Annotated in this window: 10 protein-coding genes; 9 read left to right on the forward strand and 1 reads right to left on the reverse strand. The window is 68.1% G+C overall.

Annotated elements, in window-relative coordinates; all coding sequences use genetic code 11:
- Nucleotides 1–17 precede the first annotated feature (17 nt).
- The 3 genes from ACUVWL_RS20455 to ACUVWL_RS20465 all read left to right on the forward strand — a co-directional run bounded on the left by ACUVWL_RS20455 (nucleotide 18) and on the right by ACUVWL_RS20465 (nucleotide 3,425).
- Nucleotides 18–1,946 (forward strand): M1 family metallopeptidase, encoded by a 1,929-nt coding sequence (locus ACUVWL_RS20455; protein ID WP_100450631.1) that lies wholly within the window; start codon nucleotides 18–20, stop codon nucleotides 1,944–1,946.
- A gap of 127 nt (nucleotides 1,947–2,073) precedes the next feature.
- Nucleotides 2,074–2,805, forward strand: coding sequence for a hypothetical protein (locus tag ACUVWL_RS20460; protein ID WP_008265071.1), 732 nt, complete (start codon nucleotides 2,074–2,076; stop codon nucleotides 2,803–2,805).
- A complete protein-coding gene (locus tag ACUVWL_RS20465) occupies nucleotides 2,805–3,425 on the forward strand; it encodes an HAD family hydrolase (RefSeq protein ID WP_346601746.1) in 621 nt (206 codons plus the stop codon). The genes ACUVWL_RS20460 and ACUVWL_RS20465 overlap by 1 nt, the downstream gene beginning before the upstream one ends.
- Before the next feature lie 187 nt (nucleotides 3,426–3,612).
- On the opposite strand, the gene ACUVWL_RS20470 is transcribed toward ACUVWL_RS20465, so the two are convergent.
- Nucleotides 3,613–4,551 (reverse strand): carbohydrate kinase family protein, encoded by a 939-nt coding sequence (locus tag ACUVWL_RS20470; protein WP_005411078.1) that lies wholly within the window; start codon nucleotides 4,549–4,551, stop codon nucleotides 3,613–3,615.
- Between the two features lie 283 nt (nucleotides 4,552–4,834).
- On the opposite strand from ACUVWL_RS20470, the gene ACUVWL_RS20475 reads away from it, so the two are divergent.
- The 6 genes from ACUVWL_RS20475 to rodA (ACUVWL_RS20500) all read left to right on the forward strand — a co-directional run bounded on the left by ACUVWL_RS20475 (nucleotide 4,835) and on the right by rodA (ACUVWL_RS20500) (nucleotide 12,111).
- Nucleotides 4,835–5,881, forward strand: coding sequence for a rod shape-determining protein (locus ACUVWL_RS20475; protein ID WP_005419402.1), 1,047 nt, complete (start codon nucleotides 4,835–4,837; stop codon nucleotides 5,879–5,881).
- Between the two features lie 121 nt (nucleotides 5,882–6,002).
- Nucleotides 6,003–7,223 (forward strand): rod shape-determining protein MreC, encoded by a 1,221-nt coding sequence (gene mreC, locus ACUVWL_RS20480; protein ID WP_180886867.1) that lies wholly within the window; start codon nucleotides 6,003–6,005, stop codon nucleotides 7,221–7,223.
- Nucleotides 7,220–7,705: a rod shape-determining protein MreD gene (mreD, locus tag ACUVWL_RS20485; RefSeq protein ID WP_005419400.1), complete on the forward strand. Its 486-nt coding sequence runs from the start codon at nucleotides 7,220–7,222 to the stop codon at nucleotides 7,703–7,705. Before mreC ends, mreD begins: the two co-directional genes overlap by 4 nt.
- 3 nt (nucleotides 7,706–7,708) lie before the next feature.
- Nucleotides 7,709–9,784 carry a penicillin-binding protein 2 gene (gene mrdA, locus ACUVWL_RS20490; protein ID WP_346601745.1) on the forward strand — a complete coding sequence of 692 codons (2,076 nt, stop codon included), beginning with the start codon at nucleotides 7,709–7,711 and terminating at the stop codon, nucleotides 9,782–9,784.
- The gene (gene rodA / locus ACUVWL_RS20495) at nucleotides 9,781–10,893 is read left to right on the forward strand and encodes a rod shape-determining protein RodA (RefSeq protein ID WP_014648447.1); all 1,113 of its coding nucleotides are present in this window, start codon (nucleotides 9,781–9,783) and stop codon (nucleotides 10,891–10,893) included. The genes mrdA and rodA (ACUVWL_RS20495) overlap by 4 nt, the downstream gene beginning before the upstream one ends.
- A 123-nt stretch (nucleotides 10,894–11,016) precedes the next feature.
- A complete protein-coding gene (rodA, locus tag ACUVWL_RS20500) occupies nucleotides 11,017–12,111 on the forward strand; it encodes a rod shape-determining protein RodA (protein ID WP_049406772.1) in 1,095 nt (364 codons plus the stop codon).
- The last annotated feature ends 569 nt before the right edge of the window (nucleotides 12,112–12,680 follow it).

A 12,680-nucleotide genomic window follows, 5' to 3' on the forward strand; every position in this document is an offset into this window, starting at 1 on the left:
CGTAACGGTCCCGATTCATGCGTAATCCGCTGATGCTCCTTCCGCTGGCCGTGGCCCTGGCCGCCGGCTGCTCCCAGGAGGCGGCCGCGCCCGCCGCCGCCCCGACTGCCGCAAAGGCCCCCGCCGCCCCCGTGAACGCCGAGAACCGCAGCCACGACGAAAGCTCGTACGCCGAGCCGGACAAGGTCGTCATCAAGGACATCGCGCTGGATCTGAAGCTGGACTTCGACCAGAAGCAGATCGGCGGCACCGCCACCTACACCCTGGAATGGAAGCAGAAGGACGCCAGGCAGCTGGTGCTCGACACCCGCGAGCTGACCGTGTCCAAGGTCGAGGCCGTCGCCGCCGATGGCGCGCGCAGCCCGCTGCAGTTCGCGCTGGCCCCGGTCGACAAGGTGTTCGGCAGCAAGCTGACCATCGAGACCCCGGAACAGCCGGCCAAGGTGGAAGTGACCTACCACACCGCACCGACCGCCTCGGGCCTGCAGTGGCTGGCGCCGTCGATGACCGAGGGCAAGAAGCTGCCCTTCATGTTCAGCCAGTCGCAGGCCATCCACGCCCGTTCCTGGGTGCCGCTGCAGGACACCCCGAGCGTGCGTTTCACCTACAGCGCGCACGTGGTCTCGCGCCCGGACGTGATGGTGCTGATGAGTGCCGACAACGATCCGAAGGCCGCGCGTGACGGTGACTACACCTTCAAGATGCCGCAGCCGATTCCGTCCTACCTGCTGGCCATCGCCGCCGGCGACCTGGTGTTCGAGCCGATCTCCGGCCGCTCCGGCGTCTGGGCCGAGCCGACCATGGTCAACAAGGCCGCCAAGGAATTCGAAGACACCGAGAAGATGATCGGTGCCGCCGAGAAGCTCTACGGCGAATACCGCTGGGGCCGCTACGACATGCTGGTGCTGCCGCCGTCGTTCCCGTTCGGCGGCATGGAGAATCCGCGCCTGACCTTCGCCACCCCGACCGTGATCGTCGGTGACAAGTCGCTGGTCTCGCTGGTCGCCCATGAACTGGCGCACAGCTGGTCGGGCAACCTGGTGACCAACGCCAGCTGGAAGGACATCTGGCTCAATGAAGGCTTCACCACCTACGTCCAGGGCCGCATCACCGAAGCCCTGTACGGCAAGGAGATGGCCGAGATGGAGAAGCAGATCGACCAGACCGACCTGCTGGCCGAAGTGAAGGACATGAGCCCGGCCGACCAGGCGCTGGCGCTGCCGCCGCTGAACGAGCGTGACCCCGACGAAGCCCTCAGCCAGGTCGCCTACGTAAAGGGTTCGTGGTTCCTGGAATTCCTGGAGCAGCGCTTCGGCCGCGAGACCTTCGATCCGTTCCTGCGCGGCTGGTTCGATGACCATGCCTTCCAGAGCGCGAACACCGACCAGTTCGTCGCGTACATGAAGAAGAACCTGCTGCCGAAGAATCCCTCGGCAGTGACCGAGGCCGAACTGAAGGCGTGGCTGGACGAGCCGGGCATTCCGGCGTTCGCGGCCAAGGCGCAGTCGCGCAACTTCAGCAGCGTCGATACCGCGCGCATTGCCTTCGCCAGCGCCGGCACCGTGCCGAGCAGCCAGGTCATCGCCGACTGGAGCACGCAGGAATGGGTGCGCTTCATCGACGGCCTGGGTGCGACCCAGCCGCTGGACAAGCTGGCCACGCTGGACAAGGCGTTCCACTTCACCGGCACCCCGAATGGCGAGATCGCCATGCGCTGGTACCCGCTGGCGATCCGCAGCGGCTACGAGCAGGCCAATGAAGGTGCTGCCGCGTTCATCGAGCGCGTCGGCCGTCGCAAGCTGATCCTGCCGATCTACGCCGAACTGGTGAAGACCCCGAAGGGGCTGGAGCTGGCCAAGCAGGCCTTTGAAAAGGCCAAGCCGGGCTACCACCCGATCACCACGGCCTCGGTCCAGGACATGCTGGCCAAGGCTGAAGCCAAGTAACCGGTGGTGCCGGCCGCTGGCCGGCAACCGGTCACTGCTTCACCAGCTACGGCGGGGAAACCCGCCGTTGCTGTATCCGCTTTTCGCTGCCGATAGAATCGGGATGCACTCGCATAGGACCTCCGCCATGAAACGACTGATCCTGCTCACCGCCTGCACCCTGGCCCTGGCCGCCTGCAGCAACCCCGAGGAAGAGCGCAAGGCGCAGGAAGCCGCCGCGGCCGCCGTGCAGGCGCAGAAGGAAGCCAAGGCCGAGGACGTGGCCAAGCAGTACGACATGGCCGTGGCCGCGCAGGACTGGGAACGCGCGCGCCTGCATGGCGCCTCGCTGCTGGACCAGTACAAGGACACCGCCGCCGCCGAGCGCATCGCCGCGGGCTTCGACGAGGTCAAGGCCAAGGGCGATGCCGCGCGCGACCTGCGCCGCATGCAGGCGCTGTGGCAGTACAACCAGATCCCGGTGGGCAACAAGGGCAACCAGGTTTCGGCGCAGATCTACAGCAAGGAACGGGTGGACGTGGATGGCAGCGGCGCCAAGCCGGTGCAGCTGGTGTTCCGCGATCACCCGGAGTGGAAGCGGCACGCTTACCTGGTGCTGCAGGCCGGCGATTTCCGCTGCCCGCAGTGCACGGTGAAGGTGACCGTGGACGATGGCAAGCCGGTGTCGATGGCGGCCTGGCGCCCGAAGACCGATGAAGCCATCGCCCTGTTCATCACCGACCAGAAGGCGTTGTGGAAGCTGGCGCGCAAGGGCAAGTCGATCAGCATCGAGTTCCCGGTCAAGGCTGGCGGCACGCGTACGGCCGTGTTCGAGACCGGCGGTGTCGACGCCAGTCGCATGCCGCAGTGGTGGCAGTGATGATCGCGACGGGCAGCGCAGTGTACGCGTTGTCCGCGATCCGGCACTGGGTCTTCGACATGGATGGCACGCTGACCGTCGCCGTGCATGATTTCGCCGCGATCCGCCGTGCGCTGCAGATCGCGGCCGAGGAGGACATCCTGGACCATATCGCAGCGTTGCCGGATGCGCCGGCGCAGGCCAAGCGTGAGTGGCTGCTGGATCACGAACGTGTGCTGGCCGAGGAGGCGCTGCCGGCGCCGGGTGCGGTGACGCTGCTGCGTGCGCTGGCAGCCGACGGTTGCCGGCTGGGCATCCTGACCCGCAACGATCATGCGCTGGCGAAGCTGACGCTGGACGCGATCGGGGTCGGGGAACTGTTCGATGATGCCGACATCGTCGGCCGTGATGAAGCGGTGCCCAAGCCCTCGCCGGATGGCCTGCAGCAGCACCTGCGGCGCTGGGGCATTGCAGCGAGGGAGGCGGTGATGGTCGGCGACCACGCCTACGACCTGGAGTGCGGCCGCGCCGCGGGCGCCCACACCGTACTGGTCAACCTGCCGGAAAACCCGTGGCCCGGCCGTGCCGACTGGCATTTCGCCGATTGCCGCGCGCTGTTGGCGGCCTGGCAGGCCGCATGACCGTGTAGAGCCGAGCCCACGCTCGGCTGCTCTGCGGTCAGATCGCGCAGGCGCGCGCAAGCCGAGCATGGGCTCGGCTCCACAGAGAGCAGGCAACGTGTCGGTCGGAAGTTCCGGTAGTGCCGGCCGCCGGCCGGCAGTGTCGACCCAGGTCGACACCCACCGAGCGATGCGCGGGCGGTTCGGCTTACGCGCCCAGCGCGTAACCGAACTGCTGCTTGAACTGCTCGTTGAACTCATCGAAGGTGAAGCGCTGGTTCTGCGTGCCCGGGTGCTCGACCTTCAGTGCGCCCATCAGGTTGCCCATGCGGCCGATGGTCAGCCAGTCGTAGCCCTTCTGGATGCCGTAGATCAGGCCGGCGCGGAAGGCGTCGCCACAGCCGGTCGGGTCGACCACGCGGCGCTCGTGCGCCGGCGGGATGTCGTAGCTCTTTTCCGGGGTGTGGATGACCGCGCCCTTCGGGCCGCGGGTGGTGATGTAGGCCTTGACCCGGCTGACGATCTCCTTTTCGTCCCAGCCGGTGCGCTCCTGCAGCAGGTTCGACTCGTAGTCGTTGACCACCACGTAGTCGGCCTGGTCGATGAAGGCGCGCAGCTCCGGGCCGTTGAACAGCGGCATGGCCTGGCCCGGGTCGAAGATGAACGGGATGCCGTCCTCGTGGAATTCCTGCGCGTTCTGGATCATGCCTTCGCGGCCGTCCGGGCCGACCAGGCCCAGGGTCACGCCCGGCACGCCGCGCACATGGTTCTCGTAGGAACGCATCATCGCGCCCGGGTGGAAGGCGGTGATCTGGTTGTTGTCGTGGTCGGTGGTGATGAACGCCTGCGGGGTGAACAGCTCATCGATCACGCGCACGCGCGACAGGTCGATGCCCAGGCCTTCGAAGTACTCGCGGTACGGGCCGAAGTCCGAACCCACGGTGCCCATCGGGATCGGCTGGCCGCCCAGCAGGTGCAGGTTGTAGGCGATGTTGCCGGCGCAGCCGCCGAACTCGCGGCGCATGCGCGGCACCAGGAAGGACACGTTCAGGATGTGCACCTTGTCCGGCAGGATGTGATTCTTGAACTGGTCCGGAAACACCATGATGGTGTCGAAGGCAAGAGAACCACAGATCAGAGCGGACATCGATGTAAGCCTATGCGGTGAATTTTGGGGTGGGCCAGCCCGGTTCAGCGGGCAAGCAAACGGCGCCCTTGGGCGCCCGACGGCGCAAAGGTTACCCGCTGGTGCCGCTCAGGGCCAGAACCGGGTGATGCCCGATCAGGCCGAAAGCCTGTGAAGACGCGGGTTCAGCTAGTTTTTTCCTTGCTCGGCGGCAGGCGGGTTGCTAGGCTTGTCGGCCTCGATTTCTGCCCATTTTTTCGCCATCCCGCGGCGGGCACGACACCCCTCAGGACTCCTTCCTCAGATGTTCAAGAAACTCCGTGGCATGTTCTCCAACGACCTGTCCATCGACCTGGGCACGGCCAACACCCTCATCTACGTGCGCGGGCAGGGGATCGTGCTGAACGAGCCGTCGGTCGTGGCCGTGCGCCAGGACCGTGCCATCGGTGGCACCCGCTCGGTGGCAGCCGTGGGCGCCGAAGCCAAGCAGATGCTGGGCCGTACCCCGGGTCACATCACCACCATCCGCCCGATGAAGGACGGCGTCATCGCCGACTTCACCTACACCGAGGCGATGCTCAAGCACTTCATCAAGAAGGTGCACAAATCGCGCGTGCTGCGCCCGAGCCCGCGCGTGCTGGTCTGCGTGCCGGCCGGCTCGACCCAGGTCGAGCGCCGCGCGATCAAGGAATCGGCCGAGGAAGCCGGTGCCCGTGACGTGTTCCTGATCGAAGAACCGATGGCGGCCGCGATCGGCGCCGGCATGCCGGTCACCGAGGCCCGTGGCTCGATGGTCATCGACATCGGCGGCGGCACCACCGAAGTGGCGGTGATCTCGCTCAACGGCATCGTCTATTCGGCCTCGGTCCGCATCGGCGGCGACCGCTTCGACGAGTCGATCACCAACTACGTGCGCCGCAACCACGGCATGCTGATCGGTGAAGCCACCGCCGAGCGCATCAAGGTCGAGCTGGGCTGCGCCTACCCGCAGGCGGAAGTGATCGAGATGGAAATCTCCGGCCGCAACCTCGCCGAGGGCGTGCCGAAGATGATCAAGATCAGCTCCAACGAGGTGCTCGAGGCCCTGCACGAGCCGCTGTCGGGCATCGTCAGCGCGGTCAAGCTGGCGCTGGAGCAGACCCCGCCGGAACTGTGCGCCGACGTCGCCGAGCGCGGCATCGTGCTGACCGGTGGTGGCGCCCTGCTGCGCGATCTGGACCGCCTGATCTCCGAGGAAACCGGCCTGCACGTGCAGGTGGCCGACGATCCGCTGACCTGCGTGGCCCGCGGTGGCGGCCGTGCGCTGGAGCTGGTGGACATGCACGGCAACGAGTTCTTTGCGCCGGAATAAGCCGTCCCGGCCGTTCCTGCCCGCCGCGCCCTTCCGGGGTGCGGCCCGCCGTGATGGCGGGCCGGCACCGGCGGGGCGCCCGCGTGTTTCCCTTTCGCCTTCTGCCAGTTGAATCGTTGCCGTGCCGCCCTACGCCGGTCCTCCCGTTGCCTCCCGATCCGGTGATGCCGCCAGCCCCCTGCGGTTGCTGGCCTATCTCGCGTTGGCCATCACCCTGATCGTGCTCGATGACCAGGCCGGCTGGCTGGCGCGCCTGCGCGAGCAGGCCAACAGCCTGGTGCAGCCGGTATGGGCGCTGGCCGGCCTGCCCGGCAAGCTCGGCAACCAGGTCAAGGATTCCGCCGCCAGCCATACCCAGCTGGTGACCGAGAATCGCGAACTGCGCAACCAGCTGCTGCTGGCCAACGCGCGCCTGACCCGCCTGCAGACCGCCGCGCTGGACAATGCCCAGCTGCGCGAACTGCTGAACGTGGCCGAGCGCAGCGGCCTGGACGTGCAGCTGGCGCCGATCCTGGACATCGACCTGGACCCGGTGAAGCAGCGCCTGGTGCTCGACGCCGGCACCCGCGAAGGCGTGCACGTCGGCCAGGCGGTGATCGATGCCGGCGGCTTGATGGGGCAGGTGATCAGTGTCACCGGCGGCACTTCCACCGTGCTGCTGCTGACCGACCCCGACCACGCGGTGCCCGTTACCGTGGCCCGCAACGGCGTGCGCCTGATCGTCTACGGCCGCGGCGACACGCTGGAGCTGCGCGACATTCCGCTCAGCGCCGGCGTGGAAGTGGGCGATGAGATCGTTACCTCCGGCCTCGGCGGGCGCTTCCCGGCCGGCTTCCCGGTCGGCACCATCACCGGCCTGCGCCCGGACGACACCCACGCCTTCCTGGTCGGCGAACTGAAGCCGGCGGCCCAGCTCGACCGCGGCCGCGACGTGCTGCTGCTGCGCCCGGGCGCGGCGATCCGCATTCCGCCGGAACTGCGCCTGCAGCTGGAAGAAACCGCCCCCGGGGGGCCGGCCACCGGCGCCAGCGTGCCTGCGGGAGCCGCGCCAGCGGCAACGACGCCGGCTCCGGCCAGCTCCCCGGTAGTGCCGGCCGCTGGCCGGCAACAGCCCTCGTCGCAAACGAGGACTGTTGCCCCCGCATCCTCCCTTACCCCCGCGCCTTCGGCGCGCCCCCCTCAGCCGACTGCACCTTCGGCGCAACCGGCCCGCGCATCCTCCCTTACCCCCGCGCCTTCGGCGCGCCCCCCTCAACAAGAGGGGGGCTCCACCCCAGCCTCCGGCGCTACGGTAGTGCCGGCCGCTGGCCGGCAACCGACCACGCCGGAGGCCCAGCGATGAGCCGCCTGCGCGACAACCCGTGGGTGCTGCCGGCCAGCCTGGTGGTGGCGCTGCTGCTGGGCCTGCTGCCGTTGCCGGCGCTGCTGCAGCCGCTGCGCCCGTACTGGCTGGCGCTGGTGCTGGCGTACTGGGTCATCGAAGCCCCCGAACGCGTCGGCCTGGGCATCGCCTTCGCCAGCGGCGTGGTTGCCGACCTGCTGTACGGCGGCGTGCTGGGCGAACAGGCGCTGCGGCTGGTGATGCTGGCCTTCATCCTGCAGCGCTTCCGCGCCCGCATCCGCTTCTTCCCGATGTCCCAGCAGATGCTGGCCATCGGCGGCCTGCTGTTCAACGACCGCATCGTCAGCGCGCTGGTCCACATCGTGGTGGATGAGCCGACCCTGCCGTGGTCGTACTGGTGGGCACCGCTGCTGGGCATGGGCCTGTGGCCGCTGGTGTTCGTGCTGCTGGACGCGGTGCGCTTCGGCAAGCGCGGGCGCTGAGCCATGATCCCGCGCCGCCAGGTCAAGAACCCGCACGCCGAAGCCGAACAGTTCCGCCGCCGCGCGGCGCTGGGCTTCCTGGGCGTGCTGGTCTGCCTGCTGGGCCTGGGCGGCTGGTACTTCAAGCTGCAGGTGCTGGACCACGACGTCTATGCCACGCGCTCGGAAGCCAACCGCATCAAGCCGCGGCCGGTGGTGCCCGGGCGCGGCATGATCTACGACCGCAATGGCCGCCTGCTGGCCGAGAACGTGCCGGCCTTCCGCCTGGACGTGACCCCGGACAAGGTCAAGGACATGGACGCCACCCTGGAAGGGCTGGCGAAGATCATCAACATCAGCCCGGAAGAGCTGGAAGCGTTCAACAAGTCGCGCAAGGCGCGCCGCAAGTTCCTGCCGGTCACGCTGAAGCTGCGCATGAGCGACGAGGAGATGGCGCGCTTCGCGGTCGACCGCTGGCGCTTCCCCGGCGTCGAGCTGGAGCCCTACCTGACCCGCCGCTACCCCTACGGCGATCTGTTCGCGCACATCATCGGCTACGTTGGCCGCGTTGATGACAAGGATCTGGAGATCCTCGGCGAAGGCAATGCCGCGCTGACCCACATCGGCAAGTCCGGCCTGGAGCGTTACTACGAGCAGCAGCTGCGCGGCAAGGTCGGCTACGAGCAGGTCGAGACCAACGTGCAGGGGCGCGCGATCCGCACCATCGGCCGCGTCGCCGCGCAGTCCGGCGCCGACCTGCGGCTGTCGATCGACGCCGACCTGCAGCGCGCCATGGTGGCCGCCTTCGGCGACCAGGAAGGCTCGGCGGTGGCGATGGACCCGCGCACCGGCGAAGTGCTGGCGATGGTCAGCCTGCCGTCCTACGACCCCAACCTGTTCGTCAACGGCATCTCGCATGCCGACTTCAAGGCGCTGAACGAAAACCCGTCGCGGCCGCAGTTCAACCGCCTGGTGCTCGGTGGCGTCGCCCCCGGTTCCACGCTGAAGCCGCTGATCGGCCTGGCCGGCCTGGATTCGGGCGTTCGACGCCCGGAAGACAAGGTGCTGTCCACCGGCATGTTCTATCTGCCGGGCACTTCCCGCGGCTGGGGTGACGCCCACCGTGGCGGCCATGGCTGGACCGACCTGCGCAAGTCCATCGCCGAATCGGTCAACACCTACTACTACAAGCTGGCGCTGGACCTGGGCATCGAGCGCTTCGACCATTACATGGAGTACTACGGCTTCGGCCAGCCGACCGGCATCGACCTCACCGGCGAGATCGGCGGCATCCTGCCGTCGCCGGCCTACAAGCGGAAGAGCCGCAAGGAAGCCTGGTACCCCGGTGATACGGTCAACATCAGCATCGGCCAGGGTGACTGGAAGGTCACCCCGCTGCAGCTGGCGCGCGGCGTCAGCGGTCTGGCCGATGGCCAGCTGCGCACCCCGCACCTGGTGATCCAGCAGCGCGAGGGTTTCGACAGCGACTGGTCGGCGATGCCGGCTGGCGAGAGCAAGCCGGTCAGCCCCAACCCCGCCAACGTGCAGGCCGTGCGCGAGGGCATGATGGCGACCATGCGGCCCGGCGGCAGCGGCTGGCGCGTGGCGGTGGGTGCGCCGTACGTGATGGCCGGCAAGACCGGTACTGCGCAGGTCATCAGCCGAAAGGGCACGGCGGCGGTGAATCCGAAGAGCCTGCCGATGCACCTGCGCCACCGCGCGCTGTTCGTCGGCTTCGCACCGGTGGAAAACCCGGTGATCGCGATCGCGGTGGCCGTGGAAGGCGGCGGCTATGGTGGTTCGGCGGCCGCGCCGATCGCACGCAAGGTGTTCGACGCCTACCTGCTGGGCAAGATGCCCGAAGGCATGCAGCCACTGGACAGCGAGCGCGGCACCACCGCCATCGGCGCCACCGCGTTCGACAACGATGATGCCGGCGCGCGCCAGGCTGGCGACCTCGCCGCGGCGCAGCTGGGTGAACATCCGGTGCTGGTCGGCGTGCCGGCGCCGGAACCTGTACCCGCACCGCAGCCGGGTACGCCGGCCGCCGCCGCGTTGCCCGCCACGCCACGCCCGACCGTCGCGGAGCCCGTACGATGAGAGTGTTCCTGCGCTGGGCCGGCGACATGCTGCGCCGCTTCTTCAGCACGCTGGACTGGGTGCTGTGCCTGGCCCTGGGGACGCTGATGGTGATCGGCCTGGCCACCCTGAAGAGCGCCGGTGGCGACAGCCTGGTGATGGCCCAGGGCGCGCGCTTCGCCGTGGGCATGGCCGCGCTGTGGGGCATCTCGCGGGTGCCGATCCTGCGCATCCGCTCGGCTACGCCGATGATCTACGCGATCTCGATGATCCCGTTGCTGGCGGTGTTCGTGCTGGGTACCGGCAAGTACGGCCGGCAGTGGCTGGACCTGAAGTTCTTCTACCTGCAGCCGGCCGAGCTGCTGAAGGTCAGCCTGCCGATGATGGTGGCCTGGTACCTGCACAAGATGCCGCTGCCGCCGCGCTTCAACACCGTGCTCGTGGCCCTGGTCATCATCGGCGTGCCCACCGGCCTGGTGATGCTGCAGCCGGACTTCGGTACTGGTGTGCTGATCGCTGCCAGTGGCGTGTTCGTGCTGTTGTTGGCCGGCCTGCCGTGGTGGTGGGTCGGCCTGGGCGTGGGTGGCGTGGCCGCGGTCGCGCCGGTGGCCTGGTTCTGGTTGCTGCGGCCGTACCAGAAGGACCGCATCATGATGTTCCTGGACCCGGAGATGGATGCGCTGGGGGCCGGGTGGAACATCATCCAGTCGAAGATCGCGATCGGTTCCGGCGGCTTCGATGGCAAGGGCTGGGGCGAGGGCTCGCAGTCGCACCTGAACTTCATTCCCGAACAGACCACCGACTTCGCGTTCTCGGTGCTGAGCGAGGAGTTCGGCTGGATCGGCGTGGCCACCGTGCTGGCGCTGTACCTGGTGGTGATCGGGCGCTGCCTGTGGATCGCCAGCCAGTCGCGCGATTCGTATTCGCGCCTGCTGGCCGGCGCCACCGGCCTGGCGTTCTTCGTCTATGTGCTGGTGAACGGCGGGATGATTTCCGGCCTGCTGCCGGTGGTGGGCGTGCCGATGCCGCTGATCAGCTACGGCGGTACCTCGGCGGTGTCACTGCTGGCCGGCTTCGGATTGGTGATGGCGGTGCGCAGTCACAACCCGGTGCACGGCGGCTACGGCTGAGTACGGCGTCGGGGTCAGATCCCTTTTTCCACAGGGAAAAGGGATCTGACCCCACAGCCCGGCTACGGAGATCAGAAGCACCCTGACAGCTTCACGCAAGCGCCCGTTGCTAGCGTGCTGCGCGTGGAATGGAAACGACTGTTTGGCGGCTGCCGTGAGGCAGTGCGCACGATCGATCTGCCGTTGCTGGTCGCATTGCTGATCCTGATGGGCGCGGGCCTGGCGGTGCTGCACAGTGTGTCCGGGCCGGTGGCCGGGCAGGCGGCGCGCTTTGCGGGTGGACTGCTGGCGATGTGGCTGCTGTCACGTGTTTCGCTGCTGCGCCTGCGCGCGTGGACACCAGCGTTGTACGCGCTGTCGATGCTGCCGCTGATGGCGGTGTATGTGATCGGCACCGGCAAATATGGGCAGCGCTGGCTCAACCTCGGCGTGTTCTACCTGCAACCGTCGGAGCTGCTCAAGCTCAGCCTGCCGTTGATGATGGCCTGGTACCTGCACCGGCAACCGCTGCCGCCGTCGCCGCGCACGGTACTGACCGCCGCGGTGCTGATCGGCGCGCCGGCGGTGTTGATCCTGATGCAGCCCAACCTCGGCACCGCCACGCTGGTCACCGCCAGCGGCGTGTTCGCGTTGTTGCTGGCGGGCCTGCACTGGGGCTGGGTGGCGACCGGCGCGGCGGGGCTGGCAGTGGCCGCGCCGCTGGCGTGGTTCGGTCTGCTGCGTCAGTACCAGAAGGATCGTGTGTTGACCTTCCTCGACCCGGCGGCCGACCCCCTGGGCACCGGCTGGAACATCCTGCAGTCACGCATCGCGATCGGCTCCGGGGGATGGCAGGGACGCGGCTGGGGGCAGGGCACCCAGGCCACGCTGGATTTCCTCCCCGAATACACCACCGACTTCGCGTTTTCGGTGCTGGCCGAAGAGTTCGGCTGGATCGGCGTGGCGACGCTGTTCGCGCTGTACCTGTTCGTGGTCGGGCGTTGCCTGTGGATTGCCGTGCACGCGCGCGACACGCATGCACGGTTGCTGGCCGGCAGCCTGGGGCTGGCGTTCTTCGTCTACGTGCTGGTGAACGGCGGAATGATTTCCGGCCTGCTGCCGGTGGTGGGCATTCCGATGCCGCTGATCAGCTACGGCGGGACATCGGCGGTTTCGCTGTTGGCCGGCATCGGGTTGGTGATGGCGGTACGCGGGCACCGGCCCGTGCACGGGGGATAGGGCTTCCAGCCAACGGCGCAGCCCCTCGTGGGTGACGGCGCAAAGCAGTTCATGGGTGGGGCCGGGTAGATGGGCTGCGCAGGGGGCGCTGCAAGTACGTCCATGTAAGCTCGGTCGCCGCATCCATGCGGCTCACGCCCCTGCGCAGCCCATCTACCCGGCCACGGACAGGTTCCGGGCGTGTCCACCCACGGAGAAGAAAAAGAAGATCAACAGCGGATCGCAGCGCTGCGCTTGCTCGCGTAGAGCCGAGCCCATGCTCGGCTTCGTGGGCCGGCCGGAAAGCAGCCGAGCGCGGGCTCGGCTCTACAGAAAGCGACCTGCCAAGCCGCTTTTGCTTTTGATCTTTTCTTTTCTTCGCCGTGGGTGAACGCGCGCGAAAACTGTCAGAGGACGGTCGGGTTGGGTACGCGGGGGTGTCAGCCGCATGGATGCGGCTGCCAAGCCTCCATGGACGGATTCACGGCGTCCCCCGCGTACCCAACCCGACCGGCCCACGCGCGGCTTCTGCTTTACGCGACCACCCAGACACCACCCACGAGGGGCTGCGCCGTTGGCTGGAAACTTCC

Source organism: Stenotrophomonas muris (genome assembly GCF_052751275.1).